Raw genomic sequence first — 22,223 nt, forward strand, 5'->3', positions numbered from 1 at the left:
TCTTTGCTTAAAATGCGCCCCCTCCGGAGCCACCACCGAATCCTCCGGAACTTCCGCCAGAAAATCCTCCAGATGAACCGCTTGTTGAACTGTTTAATCCTACTCCGGATTCTAGGCTTGAATTAAAACTGTTTTCAAATCCACCAGAATACCAATAGTAGCTTGTTATTGGAAAGACGGTTTCAAGTTCAGCGCTGCTGAATTCCACTTTTAATTGTTTAATAACTTTTTTGGATAAGCCAAACGCCACGGCATATGGCATAACGTCTTCCCAGAATATTAATTCGCCAACGTCCTTCATCTTAAAGTTACCGATATCGTCTAACATTTTCTTAAATCCACGAACTTTGTTAGTTTCTTCAGCACCTTGCGTTGAATAAATAGAATTTTGCTTTTTAAAGAGGACGTAAATTATTGCGTTAAAAATTCCTAAAATTAAAAATACAAGAGGAAACCAAATTGCAAAATTAGTAAAAACGAATGAAGCAACAAATAATATTATTGAAAATATAAAGGCCCAACGATGGTATTTACAGCCTTTTTCATATTTATTTTCATATTCTTCATTGATCAAATTAGACTCTTCAACTTGAGCAAACATTTCATTTTGCCAATCAGAGAATTCATCCGATAGATCTGCTTTTTTAAGTTCTTTAGTAGTGAAAGAAGTACCGTTACCAACCTCATCAAAAATAGTTTTCAAAAACTCAGATTCTTGTTTAACTGTTGGATCAATTAGATCAATACGATAATTCTTTCGTTTTATCTTCTCAATTTTGACTCTGTTTTTACCAGCAAACTTTGTTAAGTATGCTGTAAATGCATGAACGCTTGGATAATTTCCATTATCTAAAATTTGAGCAGTAACAGGATTAACATCCGGAATTTCATAATTATGAGGCAAGCTCGAATATTTTCGTGGCTTAGTCCCAAATTTCTTGTTTTTAAAGAAACTAATACCAGAAAATGCTGTGGCAATGACATTAAGAATTAAAAAGCCGATTGATAAAACTTGTGTAATAAATCGTCGTCTTTGTCTTTTTCGATTTGCTTCTTTAGCTAATGTTATTTCCTGGGAAATGATGGCTTTTTTATGATTTTTATCGCGAATATTTTTATTTAATGGTGTTACAGATGTAGGAAAAATAGCATGAATTTCAATACCGACATCACCAGGAATATCGCTATCTTTAAGAGTTACAATTCCTTTTTTACGGTTAACGTTGATGTAACCACTACTTTGACCATGTGCCCAAGCTTTTAAACTCTCTACGCTTTGACCATTATTAAAGGTTATCTTTACATCCGCATGGTCAAGATCGGTATCCCAACCGTTACCAATTATTTTGAAATTGAGCTCAGCAGTGTCGCGCCAATTGGTAATCGCATTAGTAATAGTGTAAGAGTAGGTAACAGTTACACGATCATTTTCATTAATATTATGAAATACTTTGAAACGGTAACCTTGATTATCACGTGTTAATTGATAAGTATTGTTTTGTTCATTTCCACGTTTAACAGAAATATTTTTTCCGTTATTGTCTGAAATGGTTACTTTTTGATTAAGAAGCCTTTGATTGCTTTCTAAATTTTGTCGGTAGTAAACGCCGTGAGCACTACTGTCAAAGTCATATTTGATTGAGCGTTTAATCAATAAAGAGCCATCTTTGTTGACGTGAGCATTAACTTTTACATTGTTAATGTCATAATCAACATCTGCTTTAACAAAATAATTTTTATTAAAAAATATGCCAAATATGGTTATTAAAAAAAATATGGGAATTAGAAACTGTTTTTTCTTCATAGTAATAAATCCTTTAAAAAACTATTTTCATAAGTATACAAAAAAGTCCTGTAAGAATACAATCTTACGGGACTTTTCGTTAGGCTTCGATTTGAATATCAGTTGATTTATCCCAATCAAGCGGTAATTTACCAACTTCTTTGAGTTTATCAACAATTTGGTCTAAGACAATTTCACGATCTTCTTCAGAAGACATAAAATCATACTTATCACCATCGATTTCCATCTTAGGTGAATAATCATATTTTTCATACCAAGGCTTGTAGTAACGTAATAAACGCTTGTAATAGTCTTCTAAAGTTGAATCATAACTTAATTGTTCATACGGACGACCACGTTTTTGAATACGGTTAATCATTGTGTCGTAAGAAACATTAATATGAACTAACAAGTCAGGGTTTTTCTTAGGCATACGATCAAGTTCATTCATCATATTATTAAGAAGTTCGTAGTAAGTATCTACTTCTTCTTTAGTAGCACGTCCAATGTCTGCGTTCATTTGGAAGAAAAGAGCATCTTCGTAGATAGAACGGTCAAGAACATTGTTGCCTTCAGTTAAAGCAGCCTTAATACTGTGGAAACGTGTATTTAAGAAATATACTTGAAGTAAAAATGCATATTTTTTAGGATCGGCGTAAAAAAGTGGTAAAACGGGGTTATCGTCAACACTTTCATAAAATGGCTTAGTTCCTAAATATTTTGACAAAATTCCTGTTAAACTGGATTTACCGGCTCCAATTGGCCCGCTTAAAACAATAACTGTCATCACGTTCCTTCTTTTTTATTCTCTAATTCTTATAAATTGCCAATATCACGCAATTTATTGTCAATTTCACTCAAAACTTCCTTTTTGGCATCTTCATCAATAACAAAATCAAGATCATCGCCATTGATTTCCATCTTAGGAGATGCGTCATAATGCTCATACCAAGGTTCGTAGTATCTAAGCAATCTTGCATAATAATCTTTCAAGCTAGGATCGCTAGAAAGCTGTTCATATGAGCGACCGCGCTTTTTAATGCGCTCAAGCATTGTATCTAAGGAAACATGAATGTAGATTAGCAAATCAGGTTTCTTGCTTGGATTACCTGGTGTATCTTCCATCATGTTTTCTAGCAAATCATCGTAAATTTTAAATTCAGTTGGATCTGCGACTTGGCTATCAGCGTTCATCTTAAAGAAAAGAGCATCTTCGTAGATAGAACGATCAGATACACTATTCTTTTCTTGAACTGCCTGATTAATTTGTGCTAAACGGTGGTTAAGCAAATAAGTATTGAGAAGGAAAGTGTAACGCTTCATATCCTTGTAATAAAGGGGAAGGACAGGGTTATTATCAACACCTTCATAAAATGCTTGTGTTCCTAAATGTTCAGCTAAAATACTGGTTAAACTGGATTTACCGGCTCCAATTGGCCCACTTAATACAATAACTTTGATCACATTCTTTCTTAAATACCATATATAGACAAGTAATAAGTTTAATACGAGATATTGTGGCACACAAGCGGAAATTTAATTCTGTTTCACGCAAAAAAGTCAAGATGTTTGTAATAAATTTTGGATAGAATTGAATTAAAAATACCAGCTAGGCACATGGCTTAACTGGTATTTCTTATTTTATTTAAAATAAATTTTGTTTAGTTCTTGTATTTGTCATCAAGTTCTTGAGCAGCAGCTTTATCACAAATAATTGTTACGTCAGGGTGTTTTTGCAAAATTGATGCAGGAACTTCTTCAGTAATAGGGCCTTCAATAGTCTTCTTTATTGCTTCAGCCTTCTTTTCACCAAAGGCCATTAAAACAATTTTCTTTGAAGCCATGATATTAGCTGTACCCATACAAATTGCACTTTTTGGCACGTCATCGATATTATCAAAGAAGCGAGAATTTGCTTTAATTGTATTTTCAGTTAATTTTACTTCGTGAGTGCCAATGTTAAATGGAGTTCCTGGTTCGTTGAATGCAATATGACCGTTGCGTCCAATTCCTAAAAGTTGAAGGTCAATTGGATTCTTTTTGATGATTTCGTCATATTCTTTGCAAGTTACTGAAGGATCCTTAGTTGTGCCATCAGGAATGTAAGTTTTCTTAAATGGTTTTTTATCAAATAAGTGTTTTTGCATGAAGTAATGATAACTTTGAGGATTATCAGGTGTTAAGCCAACGTATTCATCAAGGTTAATGCTAGTAAGATTAGAACAATTAAGATCACTGTTAACCCAATTTTGGTAAAGTGTTTCAGGTGTAGAACCTGTGGCAAGACCTAAGACTTTAGCACCATTCTTAATTTCTTTTTCAAAAAGTTCGAATGCTTTTGCTCCACCTTGAATTTTATTTTCAGCAACAATAACTTTCATAATTAATCCTCCTTTGTTTTACTGGTCTAGTCCATTATAAAATGGTCTATTCCATTTTGTCAAACAAAAAATGTAGTAAAATTTAAGTGAGGTGAAATAAGATGGATTTAGTTGGCCTAGGTATGGGTACCTGGAATATGGGTGAAGACCCTAAAAAGAAAAAAGATGAAATTGCAGCTATTCGTTATGGATTAGACAATGATGTGAAAATCATTGATACGGCCGAAATGTATGGTGAAGGAAAAAGTGAGAAATTAATTGGTGAAGCGATTAATGGATATGATCGTAGCCAAATGTACATTATTTCGAAATTTTATCCTTACCATGCAACGCCTGAATTAGAACGAAAAAGCTTAGAAGCTTCACTCGAAAGACTAGGTACAGATTACTTAGACTTGTATTTGCTTCATTGGCGCGGAAGCCATCGCTTATCTGATACGATTCGTGGATTGCAGGATTTACAAAAAGAAGGATTAATTCGCAACTGGGGCGTTTCTAATTTTGATACGGCGGATATGGAAGAATTATTTTCTGTACCAGGTGGAAATGAATGTTTTGCAAATGAGGATTTATATAATTTAGATCATCGTGGAGTAGAATTTGATTTGCTTCCTTGGCAAGAAAAAAATAATATAAACTTTATTGGCTACTCACCATTTAATTCTGGTGAAGGAGATTCAATTCGAATCACTCATAATTTAAAGACTGTCGCGCGTGATCATGGTGCAACGCCTCACCAAATCATGTTGGCTTGGGCTTTAAGAAGTGGAAAAATTTTGTCAATTCCTAAGGCTGGAAAGGAAAAACATGTCAAAGAAAATATTGAAGCACAAGATATAAAACTTAGTGAAGATGAGTTGAAATTAATTAACTCTGATTTTCCGCAACCAACTGTCAAACAGCCATTGGATATGATTTAGCATATAAATACAATATATTGAATTTGATGTTACTACTTTTCAACATGTTGTGGATAAAACTGTGGATTGTGTATAACTTTTAATAGTTTATGAAATGAAAAGTCGCTTTTTCAATTTGAAAAGGCGACTTTTTTAATTAAAGATAATCACTTCTATTTTACACTAAATCTGATCATAAGAAATATTCTCTATTCACTTCTTAACGCAATTACGGCATCTTTTTTGGCTGCCATTCTGGCAGGAATGTGTCCACCCAAAAGCGTTAAAATAGTTGAAATAATGATTAAGATTAAAGCATGTGTTGGGTTAAGCTGTGCAACGTTCGCTAAATCAGTTAATTTGTAAATTACGCTATTAATTGGGAATGTTAGTAGGTAACCAATTCCTACGCCTAAAACGCCTGCAAAAATACCTAAAATAAATGTTTCGGCATCGAAGACACGCGTAATATCACGTTTACGAGCTCCTAAGGCCTTAAGAACTCCAATTTCTTTAGTTCTTTCAAGTACGGATGTGTAGGTTAAAATTCCGATCATAATCATTGATGTGATTAAAGAAATAGCTGCAAATGCTACAAGGACAGTCGTTATACCGTTTAGCAATCCTCCTGTCATTGTTGTAACGGCACTAGACATATCTGTGTAAACTATTTGATTCTTTTTAGCTTTACCTTTGTTCCATTTGTCTAGGTAGTCCAGAACTTTATCTTTAGAATCAAAATTATTTGGATAAATCATAATGCCAGTAGGGATGCTTGATCCGCCAATAGTTTGCATCATTTGCTTCTTTTCGGTAGCATTCATATTTTGGCCCGTCATAACGTTACGTTTGGTTTTACGTTGAGCTTTGACGATTGTGGAGTTCTTGTTTTGATCAATAATATCTTGAGATAACTTGTCGCTGTATGCAATTCCGCTAGATAAAAGCTGCATGGAGTCTTCATTTTTAGGACGAATTACGCCAACAATTTTTATCTTTTTACCGGAATTATACATACTGTTTGTAGCTTTTTTAGGGACAAACATACCAGTAGGAAGTTCTTGGTAGTAGTCATTATTTGAAACAACGCTGAATTTTTTACCGATTAGTTTATTAAAATCAATTTTAGAATTCTTTTTTACATCAAAGCCAAGATTTTTAAGGGCATTGATATTAACGGTATTTTTATTATCTGCGACAACGACTAAATCTGTAGCTTTTGTAGGCCAGGCTCCAGATAAAATTTGATAATTTTGTTTCAGGAAATTACCTTTATCCTTATCTAAAGTTGTAGGGAATACGCTTGAGCCAATTCCCATCGAACTCATTGCCTGACTGCGCATTTGTGCTATAGATTGATTGCTGTCAGGATCGGCAGTTGAAAATTGAACTTTTTCAGCTTTACCGTTGGTTAAACCTAAAAGATTTAAATTAGTGGTACGTTGATAAGCAATGTTGTTGGCATAGTTGGGGTTAATCTTTTTAACGTAGTCAACATAAGCTTGCGTAATTTTGTTATTATGAGTTGCTTCTTCGCTTTCATCTTGTTTGGCAATCACGTAGCCCCGATTTTTAACATTTTTGTCTGATTCTTTGCGAGTTTGCATGCTAGTCATATCAGTAGCTGTCGGAGTAATAGCAACAGGATATTTAGCTAATGCTTTACTCATTGTTGTATCAATTTGTTTTTGAAAACCATTAGAAAGTGAAAGAACAACAGCGATTGAAATAATACCAATACTTGAGGCAAATGCCGTAAGGATAGTTCGCGCTTTTTTAGTCATGATATTGGTAAAACTAAGTTTAATAGCATTCCAATATGACATTTTGGTACGTTTTAAGTTAAAAGTATCTTTTTCAGCTTCGGTTTTAAATGGATTAGAATCATTTAGAATTTTACCGTCTTGGAAATTCACAATTCTAGTTGCATATTTTTTGGCTAAGTCCGGATTGTGAGTAACCATAATTACTAAACGGTTTTTAGATAATTCTTTGATCAATTCCATAATTTGAACTGAAGTTTCGGTATCTAAAGCACCTGTTGGTTCGTCACAAAGCAAAATGTCCGGATCATTAGCGATAGCACGAGCAATTGCGACACGCTGCATTTGACCACCAGAAAGCTGGTTAGGTTGCTTATGCATGTGATCTTTTAGGCCAACTTCGGTTAAAGCCTTAATAGCTTTTTCGTGGCGTTCTTTAGAAGAAACACCCGACAAAGTCATTCCTAACTCAACGTTAGCAATGATTGAAAGGTGAGAAATCAAGTTGTAATTTTGAAAAATAAAACCAACAGAATTATTGCGGTAAGCATCCCAATCAGTTTCTTTAAAATTCTTGGTAGATTTGCCGTTGATAATTAAATCGCCTTTATCGTAACGATCTAAGCCACCAATGACGTTAAGCATTGTTGTTTTACCAGAACCGCTTGGTCCTAAAATGGTTACAAATTCTTTATCACGAAAAGAAATGGAGACATCATCTAGTGCATGAGTGACGGTGTCTCCAACGTGATAAGATTTGAATAAATGTTTTAGTTGAAGCATTTGCATATCCTTTCTATAGATAATACGCATTAATTTAAAGTAAGTATATCATTTAGAAAAAATATAATATAAGACAAATGCTTATGTTTTTCGAATTCTTAAACTACATCATTTGTAATTTTTCTAATCCTAAACCAACTAAAATGGCTTGAACAATACAGAAAGCAATAATTAAACCAATAATGATGAAATGACGCTTTTTATGCATTACAAACACGCCAGCAAATTCACGAATGACTGCATTAGGTAAGAAGTAAGGGCGTGTGTAGCAGCCAATTCCGTTGGCATTTAGGCCAGCAATTTTTGCATACAAAGCTGCTCTAAAAATATGATAGTTGTTACTGAAAAATTTAGCTTTGTAGTTATTAGAGCCAAAATTCTTGGTAGCAATTTGCTTAGAATAAAGCATGTTTTGATAAGTGTTTTTAGATTTTTCTTCTAGCAAAATATCATTTATGTCAATTCCACGTGAAACAGCGTAATTAGTCATCGCCTGAGCTTCAGAAATCTTTTCATCACCGCCCTGGCCACCAGACATAATGATTTTTGGCATTTTATGTCCTTTAGCAACTTGTTTTTGAGCAAATTGAATTGCACGGTTAATTCTTCCTGCTAAAAGAGGTGTAACTCGTTCACCATTTATTAAGCCCGCTCCAAGAACGATAAGATAATCTTGATTATAGTGACGGGGAATAAATTGATAAAGAATTAAATTAACTAAAAAATTATACATGATGAAGGCTAAATATAAACCAACAGTTGGCGCAGCTGCTAAAAGAACATTGAGCCATCTTGGTAAATATTTTGCTGGACCTAATAAAGTGATGATCCAAATTGCGATTAAGCCGATACCTAAAATTAGAGTTAAAAGATTAGGCAAGGTATGACTTTCATATTTCCAAACGAAATAAGCATTCCATAAACAAAATAGCCAAGAAAAGGCAACGACTAGCATGGTCATTATAAGAAATAAAAATACTAATCCGCCGTAGACCATTTGGAGTGTTTTTAAATGGGTAGAAAAGACTAATACAGTTAGCCATCCAGCAAATAAAATAATGAAGATAGTAAAAAGAATACCGTTAATCAATCTTCTTGGTTCAATTAGCCATGAGAATAAAAATGCTAATAAAGAAATGGTTAAGGCAATAGAGAAGTAAGTAAATTCTCGATTTTGTTCAAAAAAGTGTAGCGTGTTTATCATATCAATCGTCCCTTAGGTATTTTTTATCATGTCTATTATAATAGAAATAATAAAAAAATCTTAGGGAAACAAGGAGTGTAATTGAATGAAAAAAATTCTTCATTATGGCGGTAATATTGCAGAAATTATCATCGCTTTTGTCTTATATGGTGTATTACAAATGCTATATTTTGCTCCAAAAGCAATTGAAAAAAGATATCATTTACCAATGCAAGGCTTTTTAACAGCTTTAATTACCGTAATTGTAATGGCTTTTGTTTTTTGGATGTACAAGAAACAACTTAAAGAAGTAAACGATTGGGGATTTAACGAAGAACCTCATTGGAGAATAAGAAAGATTTTTGTCTCAATAATCGGTTTTTTCATGATCACAATTTTAGGTGCTATGATGCTTCAAATTGTTGGTATGCATGGTCAAAATGTTTCAAATAATCAGCAACAGCTAAATATGATATCTAAGCAAAGTGGCAATCTTTTTAAAATTATGGTTGTATTTATTGCGCCATTTTGTGAAGAAGTTATTTTTAGAGGGATGTTTTTCAATACCTTGTTTACTAAGAAAAATACATTTAACAAGTGGATCGGTATTTTAGTATGTGGGTTTGTATTTGCTTATGTTCATGATCCACATATTACAAAGTTTATTTTAGTTTATTGGGTATTGGGATGCGTGCTTTCCTGGGTTTACTTAACTACTAAGGATCTTCGTTACTCAATGCTTACGCATATGGCATATAACTTTTTAGGATTCATCTAGTGTTACACGTGAAACTATATTATGAATGATTTTAGCTTGAAAAATCATCTGAAAGGTTTATAGTTAATAACGAAAAATGAATAGGCGATGACGTTCGCCTTTAATCGAGTAACATCTAATGACGTCTACTATTATCCTTAGGGGAATAGTAGACGTTTTTTCTTTGGGAGGAATTGGATGAATAGAAAAATTATTAATTATATTAGCGTGGGCTTTTTTGCATTTTTTGGTGGAGCATTGCGCTGCTTTTTAACTAATATTTGGTCACAAGCTGGAACCTTTGTAGCCAATGTTTCAGGCTGTTTTTTGCTTGCCTTTCTTACATATTTCTTTTTGCAATTTAGAGAAGGACATGATTGGTTAGCCACGGGACTTTCTACGGGATTTGTTGGGGCTTTTACTACTTTTTCTAGTTTTCACTTGGATACACTGAAGCAATTGCAGTCTGCCAATTCGATGCCGGCAATGATTTATTTTTTTAGTTCAATTATTTTAGGATTGCTGTTTGCGAGTTTAGGGATGTATTTTGGTGATAAATTAGGCAAAAGATTGGCAGGTGAAGCATAATGGAAATTGTTACAGCTGGTTTAGGAGCAATCTTAGGAGCAGTTATTCGGTATGCAATTACAAATTGTGGTAAGAAAAATTGGCCTAAAAATTTTCCATATGCGACCTTATTAATTAATTTAACAGGTGCTTTTTTACTTGGATTTATTTTTGCATTAAAGTTGCCAGTTTTTATTTATGCTTTTTTAGGAACTGGGATTTTAGGTGGATATACAACATTTTCAACTTTAAATGTTGAACTGCTGGGAAAGCTTAAAGCTAAAAATTATTCAGTATTTTGGATCTATTTAATTGCGTCTTACTTAGGTGGGCTTGTACTTGTTTTTATAGGTTTTGCAATTGGAAAAGTATTTTAAAAAAATAAAACGCTCGATTTCTCGAGCGTTTTTCTTTACATAAAAGACGTATCTTCTTTTTGCTTTTTAATATAATAATTCAAGATAAATGGTGATACCACGGTAGTAACGATGATTACCAAAATTAAACTTGAATAAATATCTTCAGGGAAAAGATGGTGCGTTATACCGATTTGGGCTACGATTAACGCGACTTCACCTCGTGAAACCATTCCCGCACCAACAATGTTACCTTCGCCTTTAGTAAAGCCGAAAACTTCACTGGAATATTTTCCTGCCCAAAATTTAGAAAGGATAGCCAAAACGGTCATAACGATAATGAACCAAATATCCTTGAAAAAGCTTGCAAAAGTCATTGATAAGCCAATATCAGCGAAGAATACAGGGATAAAAATTGAATATCCGATTGCGGAGACAGATGAATTAACTTCCTTATACTGTGGTGTTTGGCGAATTGCTAAGCCACCAAAGAAGGCACCAACTACGGCAGAAAGACCAACGAAGTCAGCGGCATAGGCCATCGCTAATGCTAAAACAAGAGAAGCAATAACGACGGAATAATTAACATCCATCTTTTCAGCAGCCTTCATGAAATATGGGGCAACCCATTTATAAATAAACCAAACGGCAACGAAGTAAGCAGCTTCAATTAATAGATTCAAAAAGAAATTATTAGTTAGGCCGCTTTTTCCGCTTCATGACTAAAGGTTGTAAATAGACTAAGGACTACAACGGCTAAAATATCGTCAACGACGGCTGCTCCTAAAATAGCTGTGCCGGCACGAGTATGAAGTTGATTAGCTTCTTGTAACACAACTACTGAAATAGAGACGCTTGTTGCGGCAAAAACGATCCCAATGAACAATGCTTCGAGAGTTTTCATGCCAAACAAATACGAAGCAAGCCCCATGAAAATGACGGGCAAGATAACGCCGATACTAGCGACAGTAAAACTTAATTTGAAATATTTTTTTAGTAAATCAAGATCGCTTTCAAGTCCAGCTAAAAACATTAATAGAATAACGCCAAATTCCGAAAACAAACTGATGATATCATTTGGTTTTACTAAGCCTAAAATAGCTGGCCCTAATACAATTCCAGATAGAAGCTGACCAATTACGGCTGGCATATTAAAACGTGCAAATAGCTGCCCTAATAGCACTGTCGCAATCAAAATTAAAATTAGTTCACCTAAGAAATGCATATTTTTCCTTTCTAAAATGGTGAGATAAATAAAAAAACTTCCAAGTGCTTCTTGACCCAAAGAAGCGAATCTTGAAAGTTTTTATTTTTGTAGTAAAAACCCAACCACTAAATAAATATTTAATTGAGTTTTATTCTAATTGTTTTTTAAGGCTTATGCAAATGCGATATATGTTGTTTATCTCTCAATCCCAGTTTGTTCAGGATTCTTGGGCTCAGTTTTAGCAAGCAATGCCAAACAAATGGTGATTAAATCAACAACTTCTTGCAAAATAGCACCGATAAAGGCAGGAATTACACCTGTTGCGGCGATAATTTCTAAGATGATAACAATAGTAATAGCAGTTAAAACATCAATATTAGCAACCTTCATGGTGTGTTTACCAATAGCAACTGCATCATTAACTTTACTGATATCGTTAACCATGATAACGGCATCGGCACTTTCACTTGCAGCTGTTGCGCCTTTAGCGCCCATTGCGATACCAACATCAGCAGCAGTTAAACTTGGTGCATCGTTAACACCGTCACCAGTCATGACAACAGGACGAAGATCCTTAGGCACGTTTCTGATTGCTTCAATTTTTTGCTTAGGAAGCAAATCGGCCTTAACTTCAGTGTCACCAATTCCGGCAGCCTCAGCAATTTGATCTGCAACATTTTTATGGTCACCAGTAAGCATCATAATTTGTTTTGCACCTTGGCGACGTAAACGAGCAATGGTCTCTTTAGTTTCAGGACGAATCATATCCTTGAAAGTAATATAACCTGCAAATTGACCATTAATTGCAACATAAACAGCAGTTGCACCTGCATCAATTTTTTCATGATCAGGGGCAACGAAGCTTAACTTACCAACTTTAACTTTTTTACCATCGACAGTACCTTCGACACCTTGAGCAGTTGTTTCTTTTAAGTCAGAAACAGACTTAATTTGAGCCTTTGGAGTGTCTTTAACTAATGAAGTAGCAATGATGTGAGTTGATTGTTGTTCGACACTTGCTGCCAAGCTTTGAATTTCTTCTTTATCAAAGCCTTCAGCTGGAACGATGTCGCTAACTTCCAATTTGTTCTGAGTTAAAGTTCCAGTTTTATCAAAAGCAAAGGTCTTTGCACGTGATAATTTTTCAAGAGTTGGACCTGATTTAACAATAATATGGTGACGAGACATTGAGCTCATTCCGGATACTAAAGCAACAGGAGCGGCAATTAATAAAGGACAAGGTGAAGCAACAACCATTACTTCGGCAAAACGAGTAAAGTTCCAGCCACCTAAGGCCATTGCAATAAAACCTATTACCAGGGAAATAATTGTAAATGGAACGGCATAACGATCGGCCATTTTAACAAATTTAGCAGGTTGAGCTTCGGAAGATTTAACTAAAGCAACAATTGACTGATATTCAGAATCCTTGGCTAATTTGGTAACTTCCATTTCAACGGCGACGTCACCATTAATTGATCCAGACATTAATTCATTGCCAGGCACTTTATTTACAGGAACTGATTCACCAGTAAGAGATGATTGATCAAAGCTTGAAGAGCCTTTGACAATTTTACCATCGACAGGAACTTGTTCAGCAGGTTTAATTAAAACGTGATCACCAATTTTTAAATCGTCGACGTTAACTTCAGTTAATTGTCCGTTGACTAATTTGTTGGCCTTACGTGGCGTATTATCGAGAAGAGAACGAAGTTCCTTGTCAGCTTGACTTGTAGCGTAATCTTCAAGTGATTCACCACCTGTAAACATTACTAAAATCATCCAAGCTGCCCAGTAGTCACGAATGATCATTGTTGAGACGATAGCGATAATCGCTAAAATATCGACACCCCAACGTCCACGGCGAATATCGCCGATCATCTCAATAGCCATGTTAATGGCAGTATAAATACCAATAATATCAATTAAAATTTCAGTGTAAGTAATACCAGTTTTACCCATAAAGGTAAAATTAGTAAGAATTGGTTGTACATGAATTCCGAAATCTAAAATAGCGCCTATAATGCCGGCGATTATGACTACCAAAAATTTCCATTGGCGTTTTAGCATAATTTTTCCTCCACTTAATTAATTCAACAACTTATAGACCAATTTTAACACTCATTAACAAAATGTAAATTATATTCATTCTAAATTAGAATATGCAAAAAAACACACCATTCTGGATAGAATGGTGTGTTTTCATCTATTAATTTTCATTTAGGTCTGGCTTTTCATTAACATCGTAATGATTATCAAAAGTATGAACTACATAATTAAATGCTTTAATCCATTCACGACGGGTAAGTAAACCTTGAAAAACGCCTTTATCATCAACTACAGGTAAAAAAGCGTTGTCGACTAGCAAGTGAAGCTGAGTTTCTAACGTGGTTTGAACAAAATTAATTTTGTCAAATTTGGTTTGCATGACGTCCCGAACTTTTAATTCATTTAAAACGTCAGTAGAAATCTCATCAGTTTGAAGCATTTTATCTGTAATCATTGCTAGACTAAGTAAGCCAACTGCTTTTCTATCTTTATCTAAAACGGGAATTTTAGAATATTTTACTTTGGTTAAAATCAAAAATGCATGGTAAAGAGGATTATCATCTTGCACAAAAGCGATTCGACTTGCAGGAATTAGAAAAGATCCTGATTTTTCTTGGATTAACCGCTCGATAGACGGTGAAAACATGTAAGCATTTTCCTTTCTTTACCTATATTCTACAAAAGATTATGAAAAAGGAAAAGGCTCGCAGATTTTGCGAGCCTTATTAGTTTCATCTACTTTGGAGGAGTAAGAATGAATGAAATAAAAAAGTGGGAGTATGTAACAAGTTCTACCGCCTTGCTACGGTTTATATAATACGTGGAAATTGTGAATTAAAAGTGTCGAAAATATTATGAAATGGTAAAGAAATTTTTGTGTTTTATTTAAGAGCATAAGAAAAGCTCACGCAACGCACGTGAGCCGAAAGGGATAGATATGAAATTGGCATGTTGCCAATTCTTTTTATTTTCATTATTTACTTGGAGGAGTATGAATGAAAAACAAAAAAGTTGAGTTGTAGTGGCGAAATTCTTTCGCTTGCTACATTACATATATTAACTCTTAAATGTGAAAAAAGTGTGACAAAAAGATTTCTAATTTTGAAAAGTTGAAATTAATTTTCCCATAAATATCGCCTAATGCTATAAATCCTAGGGTTTAAGAGTTTTTTAGGTATAATACTTATATTGCAAGAAAGGAGTTCTCAAAGTGCTGAAGAAATTAGGAAGAATTATCAAAGGATTCTTTTTAACGTTGATAATTATTGCTGCATTGGGCGCAGGAGGATTTTTTGGCTATCAATGGTACCAAAATGAACAATTTCAACATGCTCGCCCAGAAGTCGTTAAAGCTAAAGATGGTACAAATACTAACGCTGCCTGGCATAATATATCGAAATATGAAAAGGATTTAAGACATAATTATTCCTTCATTCAAAAAGTATCTCATTATGTGCCACCAAGAACATGGGTGGGAAAAGATTTTGTAATTCCTGGCCTTGTTTCTACTAAAAGTTATAATTTTAAGACTAAAAAGTGGGATACAGCTGACTCTATGACTCCGCAAGGTATCACGGTTGCCGGCAAATATATTTTGATTACAGCTTATGATGGAGCCCATGAACATGCTTCAGTAATTTATGTAATTAATAAAAATACTGGCAAATATATCAAAACTGTACAAGTTTCTGGTAAACCGCATTTAGGTGGCATCGCTTATGATCCAAAAGCCAAAAATATTTGGATTACAGGGTCGTTAGGACAATCTTCAGCTTTGATGTCATTTACGCTTTCTACATTAAAAAAGTATAATCCTGCTAAAAGAATGCCAATTGAATGCAATAATAAAATTTCTATTCCTACCATGGAACGTGCATCTACAGTTACATATTATGATAACCAATTATTTGTAGGATTTTTCAACATGTATGGTCGAGGCAGAATTGCAGCTTACTCGATTGCGAGAAGCGGAAAAAACAAGAATTCAATTACTAATAATGAAATTCGTTCTGTTACTGGTAATGTTTCTTGGTCAGATCCTAGTGGGGAAACTTCAATGGATAAGCAAATTCAGGGAATCGCTATTTATGACGACAAAATTTTCTTGAGCCAATCATATGGTAGTGGCAGTTCAAAATTATATGTTTTTCCAGTAACTGCCTTAAATTCTCTGGATGAAAAAAATGCGGCTTTAGTTGTAAATATGCCCCCTTATTTGGAACAAATTACAGCTTATAAGGGTCAGCTTTTGTGCGTGTTTGAATCAGGATCAAAGTTGTATGCTAAACCAAATATTGTCATTATGGATAGAATTCTTTCTATTAATATAAATGCATTATTTGGCAATTAAAATTAAGGAGAATAAATGAATCATAATTATCGTGATAAACTTCATTTTTGGATTAGATTTTCTGGCTGGTTTTGTTTAATTCCAGCCACTACATACTTGTATATGTTTCAAGAAACTAGAGGAACAGCTATATCTTATTTTTGTATAGGGGAATTGATAATAATTACATTATTTGCTGCTTACGTATTAACTACGGCCAAATTAGAAAAGTGGGAGCATCCACAGAAAATAATGGGAGCGTTAATCTTTTCCTTTATTTTCATTTCTGTCTTCGATTCTATTCCTCTATTTTTAGCTTATCGAAATTGTAAGCGTATCAATGAATGATCAGTTGTATATGAGAGTGTAGAATTTGTTTAAATTTGTTAAAATATCAAATGTATGCCTACTAGTTATTATTTTCTGTAGTAACATAAGGCCTAAGTAAATATTTGTTACTGAGGGAGAAAGATGGAAAAAACTAAAAAAGTTGAATCTAGAAGCAAACGTATTGGTATGTTTGTTTTGAAGACGATTATTTATTTTGCTATCTTAATGGCCCTGATTTATTTGTATGAATATAGTGGTTTGAATTCTGTCCACTTTATTTACAACGAATTCTAAGGCAGGTGCTTGATAGATGATTAAAGATGTAATTAAAAAGATTGATGAAATTGCTGTAAATGATCCTGATCGAGAAGTTTATGACTATCTTGGTGAAACTAATACTTATGGTGATTTAAAAAAGCGTTCCGATGCATGGGCACACAAATTAGCAAGTTTGGACATTCCTGAAAAAGATCCAATTATGATCTGGGGTGGTCAAAAATTTGAAATGATTGCTAGTTTCCTAGGTTGTGTAAAATCTGGTCACGCTTATATTCCAATCGCAAGTTATTCAAACGCTGAACGTTTGACAATGATTCAGGATGTTTCTAAATCACAAGTTGTTCTTGCAATTGATGAATTGCCAGATGTTGATTTAGATGGCATTCAAGTTGTTAAGCCAAGCGATGTTGAAGATGGCGATTTTGCTATTGATGAAAGTAAGTTTGTTGAAGGTGATGATAATTTCTACATTATCTTTACTTCTGGAACAACAGGCAAACCTAAAGGCGTACAAATTAGTCATGATAACTTGCTTAGCTTTGTAAACTGGGAATTAGATGATTTCAATTTACCAGAACATCCAAGCTTTTTAGCACAAGCTCCATACTCATTTGACTTGTCAGTTATGAGTTTGTATCCAGCTTTGACTGCTGCTGGTAGATTAGTAGTTTTGCCACACCATATTACGCAAAACTTTGCTCAATTATTCAGTACATTGCCTAAACTTCAATTTAACGTTTGGGTATCAACACCATCATTTGCACAAATGTGCTTCTTGGATAAGACTTTTAATTCAGAACATCATCCTGATTTAACACACTTCTTATTCTGTGGTGAAGAATTGCCACATACTGAAGCAGCAATGCTCAAGAAGAAGTTCCCAGAATCACATATTTTCAATACTTACGGTCCAACTGAAACTACTGTTGCGGTAACTCAAGTTGAAATTACAGATGAAATTTTAGAAAAATATGATCGTTTGCCAATTGGTCGCGCTAAGGAAGATACCAAGATTACTATTGATACTTCCAAAGGTGAAAAGCCAGGCGAAGGTGAAATCATCATTAGTGGTCCAAGCGTTTCAAAGGGTTATATGCATAATCCTGAAAAAACAGAAGCTGCTTTCTTCAAGAATGATGGTGATGAATACGCAAGCTATCGTTCAGGGGATGCGGGTTTCTTTGACGGTGATATGTTGTTCTATCGTGGTAGAATTGACTTCCAAATTAAGTTCAATGGTTACAGAATCGAACTTGAAGAAATTAACTTCTACTTAACCAAGAATGATTTAGTTCGTTATGGCGTTGCAGCTCCTAAATACAATAAAGATCATGCTGTTCAACAAATTGTTGCTGAAATTGAACTTAAAGATGGTGTTCGTCGCAAGTATTCAGATGCCGCTTTAACTAAGATGATCCGTGAAGATTTGGCTAAGAACGTTATGCCATACATGATTCCACAACGTTTCATTTATAAAGATGCTTTGCCAATTTCCCAAAACGGCAAGGTAGATATTAAGGCCGTTATTAAGGAGGTTAATAAGTAGTGAATTTTAATTTCATTAACTTACAGCCTTACTCAAATCCGCAATACTTTATTTATTTGCTAATAGCCTTAATTCCAATGGTTATTGGTCTCTACTTTGGTAAAAGACTTAAGATTTATGAAGCTATTTTTTCATTAGTATTCATTTTCTTAATCTTTGATGGTACGCACTGGCAACAAGGTGTTAACATAATTCTTTATTTGATTTATGAATTTATAATTACCTTTGTGTATTTGCGTTATCGTACCAAAAAGAATAGTCCTAATAAAACGTGGATTTTCTGTTTAGCTGTTATTTTAGCAATCTTGCCGTTAACAGCTGTTAAAGTCTTAACGGCAATGCCCGTCGGAACAGTTCCATTTGTAGTTGGATTCTTGGGTATTTCATATATTACCTTTAAGAATGTTCAAGTAATTATGGAAACTCGTGATGGTGCAATTAAGGAAATTGATCCAGGAACTTATGCAAGATTCTTGTTATTCTTCCCAACAATTTCTTCAGGTCCTATTGATCGTTACCGTAGATTTAAAAAGGACTTTGATAAGGCACCAAGTAGAGAAGACTATATTACCGATTTGCAATATGCAGTTCGCTATTTATTCCAAGGCTTTCTTTATAAGTTTATTTTAGGATGGTTCTTTGGAACATACTGGCTTCCAAAGATTACTCAGGCCGCATTAACTGTCGGTAATGCCAACGGTGGTTTGAAGTTATCCTGGTGGGTCTTAGCTTATATGTACTGCTACAGTATGTATTTATTCTTTGACTTTGCTGGATATTCATTGTTCGCTGTATCAATTTCATACTTTATGGGAATTCATACGCCAATGAACTTTAACATGCCATTCATTTCCAAAAACATTAAGGATTTCTGGAATCGTTGGCATATGACCTTGTCATTCTGGTTCCGTGATTATATTTATATGCGATTTACTTTCTTCGCAATGAAGAAAAAATTGTTCAAGAGCAGAATTAGACTTTCACAAGTTTCATACTTCCTTTTGTTCTTAATCATGGGCTTTTGGCACGGTCTTACTTGGTACTACATCGTTTATGGTCTTTACCATGCAATGGCAATTTGTATCAACGATTCATGGTTAAGATTTAAGCGTAAACATAAGAAGCAAATACCATCTAATAAATTTACTAAATGGCTTGCTATCTTTATTACGTTTAACGTTGTATGTTTCAGTTTCTTGATCTTCTCAGGATTCTTAAGTCAACTTTGGTTTGGCTGGCAATAATGAGAAGTATTAGAATAGTAAGTAGTTTTATTTGAGAGGATTTTAATTATGGATACAAAGACAGAAGTTTTAGATATTTTAAATGAATTAACTGGTGAAGATTTGTCAGAAAACATGGATGACAACATCTTTGAAGATGGCTTGCTTGACTCAATGGCAAGTGTTCAAATGCTTTTAAGCTTACAAGAAAAGTTTGGTATTGACGTGCCTGTTTCAGAATTTAACCGTGAAGAATGGGATACTCCTAACAAGATTGTTGCAAAGGTGGAAAGCTTAGAAAATGAGTAATAAACGCCGGCTGTGGCAAATTTTTGGCCCAGTTATTTGCGCTTTTATCTTATTGTTGGTTGTTTTCTTATTCCCATGGGAACGTACTTTTTCAAAGACTTCCATTTTCCAAGCTGCTAATTCACAAACTACGACCGTATTTAAAGGCGTAAAGATGAAGCAAGAAGCTTACGATGATGGTTATGTTCCTTTTTATGGTTCAAGTGAATTATCAAGAATGGATCCACTTCATCCTAGTGTAATTGCAGATAAATACGATCGTAATTACAGACCATTTTTGCTTGGTGGTCCAGGTAGTCAAAGTTTGTCCCAGTTTGTAGGGATGCAAGGCACTAGCAAACAACTTAAAGACAAAAAAGCTGTAGTTATTATTTCGCCACAATGGTTTACTAAAGAAGGTCAAGATCCGCAAGCATTTGATTTGTATTATTCACCACTTCAAACAGCAATGTTTTTGCTTAATGCTAAAGACAATGTGGCTGATCGTTATGCTGCAAAGCGTATCGCTTCAATGCCAACTGTGAAGAATGGAATTATCAAATCATGCCTTAAAAAGGTAGCAGCAGGTAAGAAATTATCTGGCTGGGATCGTTTTGTACTTCAAAATCGTATGAGAATGTTAGCTAATGAAGATAATTTCTTTAGTTCATTCCAAATGCGCGATCGTGTAGATAAGATTCATCAAAAGGAAAAATTATTGCCAGATACTTATTCTGAAGCTGCTTTACATAAAGTTGCCGATGAACAAGCAGAAATGCATACAAATTCAAATAATTTGGGTATCGACAATACTTTCTATCGCACTCGCTTGCCTAAGAAAGTATTGAAGAAGCTTAAGGGTAGTCAACGTCACTTTAATTACGTTAAGTCACCTGAATATGCAGATTTCCAATTAATGTTGAATCAATTTGCCAAGCAACATACTAATGTTTTGTTTATCATTCCACCAATTAATGCTAAATGGGCTAAGTACACTGGTTTATCACAAAAGATGTACCAAGAATCCGTAGCTAAGATGGAAAAACAACTTACTAGTCAAGGTTTTGAAAATATTGCTGATCTTTCTAAAGATGGTGGTAAAAAGTACTTCATGGAAGATACTATTCACCTTGGTTGGAATGGCTGGGTTGCTGTAGATAACGCTGTTAAGCCATTTATGTCGCAACCAAATCGTCGTTACACTTACGATATTGATAACTATTATTATTCAGAAAAATGGCAAAACAAAACTGATGTTAAGCCATTAAACCTTTCCAATAAAGATAGTTTAAAAAAGAAATAGTGCGACATGCTATTAACCGTTTGGGCGTTAAGGGCTCCGTCCTTGTGATTAAACATGGTCGGCCTTGGCTTGATTACGCAACGGCTAATAAGGCTGACACTAGCTATTTGATCAACTCTGTACAAAAGTCTATGACCGCAACGATGGTCATGCGTGAAGTTCAAAAGGGCAAACTTAGTCTAGATGATCGCCTCAGTGAGTATTTCCCTGATATAACGGGTGCTCAAGATGTGAAAATTCGTAATTTGATTAATATGACTTCAGGCTTAGACCTTGCTCAAGGCGAAAAATTGGGAACGAAGCACTTTGTTTCTGATGAAGATAATCTTGAAGCTGATATTAATAAAACGGTGTATAACCCTAAAATGCTCGGGAAATGGCATTATACAGCTGTAAACTATGTTTATTTATGTGGTATTTTGTCAAAAATTGAGAAAAAGAGTTATGAAAAATTGTTTAAGCAGACATATATTGATCCGCTTAACTTAAAGCATACAGAATTTTTATGGTCTAATGAAAAAGAACTTCATGATAGTCATTGGGTACCAGGATATCAAAAGCATAACGGTAAGTATAAGCGTGTTCATCATGCTAAAGCTGTCCGAGATGCTCATAATGAACTCGGTGCAGGCTCAATCGTGATGTCTAATGCAGATCTGGCTAAGACAATTTCTGCCATGTTAGGTGGCAATTTATTGACAGATCAGAGTAGATCTATTTTGTTCAAAGGGGAAAAACCAAAATATTACAATGGTGGTTTTTATAATTTGCAAGATTATAAAGTTGCCAATGGTGCAGGAGCTGGATATTATACTTTCTTAAGATCAACTAATAATGGTAAGGAAATGATAATCATTCAAAGCAATCGTACTAAAAAAGGTGTTTTCTTTAAGACAAGAAATAAAGTAAATCAGATTATGGCAGTTATGCTTAATCTGGAAGATGCAGAAAGCTTAGGCTTATAGGCCTAAGCTTTTTTCTTGAAATTAATTCAAAACTAAGAAGTTTAAAGTATTGTTTTTTAAGCAATGCAATGCTAAGATTAACACTGTACCGCCACTAGAAAGTAGTCATTTTCTCCGGTAGCGAAAATGTTATCTTCTATATGTGGTCAGAATGGTGGTACACACTGTGTGAGCCTAGTTCCGTTGTTGGAATTAGGCTTTTTTTGATGTTAATTTGTTCAGGTATTTAAAT

20 protein-coding genes, 1 pseudogene, 1 riboswitch and 1 other annotated feature are annotated in these 22,223 nt (G+C 34.3%); of the genes and pseudogenes, 12 read left to right on the forward strand and 9 right to left on the reverse strand.

Annotated elements, in window-relative coordinates:
- Window positions 1-7 precede the first annotated feature (7 nt).
- The 4 genes from JCM6256_RS06530 to nagB all read right to left on the reverse strand — a co-directional run bounded on the left by JCM6256_RS06530 (window position 8) and on the right by nagB (window position 4,164).
- On the reverse strand, window positions 8-1,804 hold the full coding sequence (locus JCM6256_RS06530; protein ID WP_025080944.1) for a DUF2207 domain-containing protein: 1,797 nt from the start codon (window positions 1,802-1,804) through the stop codon (window positions 8-10).
- A 79-nt stretch (window positions 1,805-1,883) separates the two neighbouring features.
- Window positions 1,884-2,570, reverse strand: coding sequence for a deoxynucleoside kinase (locus tag JCM6256_RS06535; RefSeq protein WP_025080945.1), 687 nt, complete (start codon window positions 2,568-2,570; stop codon window positions 1,884-1,886).
- A gap of 29 nt (window positions 2,571-2,599) precedes the next feature.
- The gene (locus tag JCM6256_RS06540) at window positions 2,600-3,247 is read right to left on the reverse strand and encodes a deoxynucleoside kinase (protein ID WP_025080946.1); all 648 of its coding nucleotides are present in this window, start codon (window positions 3,245-3,247) and stop codon (window positions 2,600-2,602) included.
- A gap of 197 nt (window positions 3,248-3,444) precedes the next feature.
- Window positions 3,445-4,164, reverse strand: coding sequence for a glucosamine-6-phosphate deaminase (gene nagB / locus JCM6256_RS06545; RefSeq protein ID WP_025080947.1), 720 nt, complete (start codon window positions 4,162-4,164; stop codon window positions 3,445-3,447).
- A gap of 101 nt (window positions 4,165-4,265) precedes the next feature.
- On the opposite strand from nagB, the gene JCM6256_RS06550 reads away from it, so the two are divergent.
- Window positions 4,266-5,084, forward strand: a complete 819-nt coding sequence (locus JCM6256_RS06550; RefSeq protein WP_025080948.1) for an aldo/keto reductase — start codon at window positions 4,266-4,268, stop codon at window positions 5,082-5,084.
- A gap of 188 nt (window positions 5,085-5,272) precedes the next feature.
- On the opposite strand, the gene JCM6256_RS06555 is transcribed toward JCM6256_RS06550, so the two are convergent.
- Together JCM6256_RS06555 and JCM6256_RS06560 are read right to left on the reverse strand one after the other, a co-directional pair.
- The gene (locus JCM6256_RS06555; RefSeq protein ID WP_025080949.1) at window positions 5,273-7,609 is read right to left on the reverse strand and encodes an ABC transporter ATP-binding protein/permease; all 2,337 of its coding nucleotides are present in this window, start codon (window positions 7,607-7,609) and stop codon (window positions 5,273-5,275) included.
- Window positions 7,610-7,712: 103 nt separating this feature from the next.
- The gene (locus tag JCM6256_RS06560) at window positions 7,713-8,813 is read right to left on the reverse strand and encodes a YdcF family protein (RefSeq protein WP_025080950.1); all 1,101 of its coding nucleotides are present in this window, start codon (window positions 8,811-8,813) and stop codon (window positions 7,713-7,715) included.
- An 85-nt stretch (window positions 8,814-8,898) separates the two neighbouring features.
- On the opposite strand from JCM6256_RS06560, the gene JCM6256_RS06565 reads away from it, so the two are divergent.
- The 3 genes from JCM6256_RS06565 to crcB all read left to right on the forward strand — a co-directional run bounded on the left by JCM6256_RS06565 (window position 8,899) and on the right by crcB (window position 10,493).
- Window positions 8,899-9,570, forward strand: a complete 672-nt coding sequence (locus JCM6256_RS06565; RefSeq protein ID WP_025080951.1) for a type II CAAX endopeptidase family protein — start codon at window positions 8,899-8,901, stop codon at window positions 9,568-9,570.
- Between the two features lie 74 nt (window positions 9,571-9,644).
- A riboswitch (Fluoride riboswitch) is annotated at window positions 9,645-9,705 on the forward strand.
- 42 nt (window positions 9,706-9,747) lie between these two features.
- Entirely contained in the window at window positions 9,748-10,137 is a 390-nt protein-coding gene (locus tag JCM6256_RS06570; RefSeq protein ID WP_025080952.1) for a fluoride efflux transporter FluC, read from the forward strand.
- A complete protein-coding gene (gene crcB / locus JCM6256_RS06575) occupies window positions 10,137-10,493 on the forward strand; it encodes a fluoride efflux transporter CrcB (RefSeq protein ID WP_025080953.1) in 357 nt (118 codons plus the stop codon). The genes JCM6256_RS06570 and crcB overlap by 1 nt, the downstream gene beginning before the upstream one ends.
- Before the next feature lie 35 nt (window positions 10,494-10,528).
- Here the strand turns inward: crcB and JCM6256_RS09995 are convergent.
- The 3 genes and pseudogenes from JCM6256_RS09995 to cbpB form a co-directional block, all read right to left on the reverse strand.
- Window positions 10,529-11,697, reverse strand: a pseudogene (locus JCM6256_RS09995) (cation:proton antiporter).
- Between the two features lie 46 nt (window positions 11,698-11,743).
- Window positions 11,744-11,803 (reverse strand) — a sequence feature (sodium ion sensor (DUF1646 type); this cis-regulatory element may regulate processes involved in with the transportation of sodium ions).
- A 71-nt stretch (window positions 11,804-11,874) separates the two neighbouring features.
- Window positions 11,875-13,749: a heavy metal translocating P-type ATPase gene (locus JCM6256_RS06585; RefSeq protein WP_025080954.1), complete on the reverse strand. Its 1,875-nt coding sequence runs from the start codon at window positions 13,747-13,749 to the stop codon at window positions 11,875-11,877.
- Window positions 13,750-13,888: 139 nt separating this feature from the next.
- Complete coding sequence (gene cbpB, locus JCM6256_RS06590; protein WP_025080955.1) at window positions 13,889-14,374, reverse strand: cyclic-di-AMP-binding protein CbpB; 486 nt, start codon at window positions 14,372-14,374, stop codon at window positions 13,889-13,891.
- A 585-nt stretch (window positions 14,375-14,959) separates the two neighbouring features.
- On the opposite strand from cbpB, the gene JCM6256_RS06595 reads away from it, so the two are divergent.
- From JCM6256_RS06595 to JCM6256_RS06630, 8 genes are all read left to right on the forward strand, one after another.
- Window positions 14,960-16,078, forward strand: a complete 1,119-nt coding sequence (locus tag JCM6256_RS06595; RefSeq protein WP_420835907.1) for a YncE family protein — start codon at window positions 14,960-14,962, stop codon at window positions 16,076-16,078.
- Window positions 16,079-16,093: 15 nt separating this feature from the next.
- A complete protein-coding gene (locus JCM6256_RS06600) occupies window positions 16,094-16,405 on the forward strand; it encodes a hypothetical protein (RefSeq protein ID WP_025080957.1) in 312 nt (103 codons plus the stop codon).
- A 123-nt stretch (window positions 16,406-16,528) separates the two neighbouring features.
- Window positions 16,529-16,681 (forward strand): teichoic acid D-Ala incorporation-associated protein DltX, encoded by a 153-nt coding sequence (locus tag JCM6256_RS06605; protein WP_025080958.1) that lies wholly within the window; start codon window positions 16,529-16,531, stop codon window positions 16,679-16,681.
- Between the two features lie 16 nt (window positions 16,682-16,697).
- A complete protein-coding gene (dltA, locus tag JCM6256_RS06610) occupies window positions 16,698-18,212 on the forward strand; it encodes a D-alanine--poly(phosphoribitol) ligase subunit DltA (protein WP_025080959.1) in 1,515 nt (504 codons plus the stop codon).
- A complete protein-coding gene (gene dltB, locus JCM6256_RS06615; RefSeq protein ID WP_025080960.1) occupies window positions 18,212-19,456 on the forward strand; it encodes a D-alanyl-lipoteichoic acid biosynthesis protein DltB in 1,245 nt (414 codons plus the stop codon). The genes dltA and dltB overlap by 1 nt, the downstream gene beginning before the upstream one ends.
- Before the next feature lie 48 nt (window positions 19,457-19,504).
- Window positions 19,505-19,744 carry a D-alanine--poly(phosphoribitol) ligase subunit DltC gene (gene dltC, locus JCM6256_RS06620; RefSeq protein ID WP_025080961.1) on the forward strand — a complete coding sequence of 80 codons (240 nt, stop codon included), beginning with the start codon at window positions 19,505-19,507 and terminating at the stop codon, window positions 19,742-19,744.
- On the forward strand, window positions 19,737-21,026 hold the full coding sequence (dltD, locus tag JCM6256_RS06625; protein WP_025080962.1) for a D-alanyl-lipoteichoic acid biosynthesis protein DltD: 1,290 nt from the start codon (window positions 19,737-19,739) through the stop codon (window positions 21,024-21,026). Before dltC ends, dltD begins: the two co-directional genes overlap by 8 nt.
- Window positions 21,026-21,991: a serine hydrolase domain-containing protein gene (locus tag JCM6256_RS06630; RefSeq protein ID WP_025080963.1), complete on the forward strand. Its 966-nt coding sequence runs from the start codon at window positions 21,026-21,028 to the stop codon at window positions 21,989-21,991. The genes dltD and JCM6256_RS06630 overlap by 1 nt, the downstream gene beginning before the upstream one ends.
- Window positions 21,992-22,223 lie beyond the last annotated feature (232 nt).

Origin of the sequence: Lactobacillus hamsteri DSM 5661 = JCM 6256 (assembly GCF_000615445.1) — a bacterium.
GTDB lineage: Bacteria > Bacillota > Bacilli > Lactobacillales > Lactobacillaceae > Lactobacillus > Lactobacillus hamsteri.

Coding starts and splice junctions, on each gene's coding strand:
- JCM6256_RS06600 (WP_025080957.1), top strand. CDS start 16,094: ATGAATCATAATTATCGTGATAAACTTCATTTTTGGATTAGATTTTCT.
- JCM6256_RS06605 (WP_025080958.1), top strand. CDS start 16,529: ATGGAAAAAACTAAAAAAGTTGAATCTAGAAGCAAACGTATTGGTATG.
- JCM6256_RS06560 (WP_025080950.1), bottom strand. CDS start 8,813: ATGATAAACACGCTACACTTTTTTGAACAAAATCGAGAATTTACTTAC.
- JCM6256_RS06530 (WP_025080944.1), bottom strand. CDS start 1,804: ATGAAGAAAAAACAGTTTCTAATTCCCATATTTTTTTTAATAACCATA.
- JCM6256_RS06555 (WP_025080949.1), bottom strand. CDS start 7,609: ATGCTTCAACTAAAACATTTATTCAAATCTTATCACGTTGGAGACACC.
- crcB (WP_025080953.1), top strand. CDS start 10,137: ATGGAAATTGTTACAGCTGGTTTAGGAGCAATCTTAGGAGCAGTTATT.
- JCM6256_RS06585 (WP_025080954.1), bottom strand. CDS start 13,749: ATGCTAAAACGCCAATGGAAATTTTTGGTAGTCATAATCGCCGGCATT.
- cbpB (WP_025080955.1), bottom strand. CDS start 14,374: ATGTTTTCACCGTCTATCGAGCGGTTAATCCAAGAAAAATCAGGATCT.
- dltC (WP_025080961.1), top strand. CDS start 19,505: ATGGATACAAAGACAGAAGTTTTAGATATTTTAAATGAATTAACTGGT.
- JCM6256_RS06570 (WP_025080952.1), top strand. CDS start 9,748: ATGAATAGAAAAATTATTAATTATATTAGCGTGGGCTTTTTTGCATTT.
- JCM6256_RS06565 (WP_025080951.1), top strand. CDS start 8,899: ATGAAAAAAATTCTTCATTATGGCGGTAATATTGCAGAAATTATCATC.
- JCM6256_RS06535 (WP_025080945.1), bottom strand. CDS start 2,570: ATGACAGTTATTGTTTTAAGCGGGCCAATTGGAGCCGGTAAATCCAGT.
- nagB (WP_025080947.1), bottom strand. CDS start 4,164: ATGAAAGTTATTGTTGCTGAAAATAAAATTCAAGGTGGAGCAAAAGCA.
- dltD (WP_025080962.1), top strand. CDS start 19,737: ATGAGTAATAAACGCCGGCTGTGGCAAATTTTTGGCCCAGTTATTTGC.
- JCM6256_RS06550 (WP_025080948.1), top strand. CDS start 4,266: ATGGATTTAGTTGGCCTAGGTATGGGTACCTGGAATATGGGTGAAGAC.
- dltA (WP_025080959.1), top strand. CDS start 16,698: ATGATTAAAGATGTAATTAAAAAGATTGATGAAATTGCTGTAAATGAT.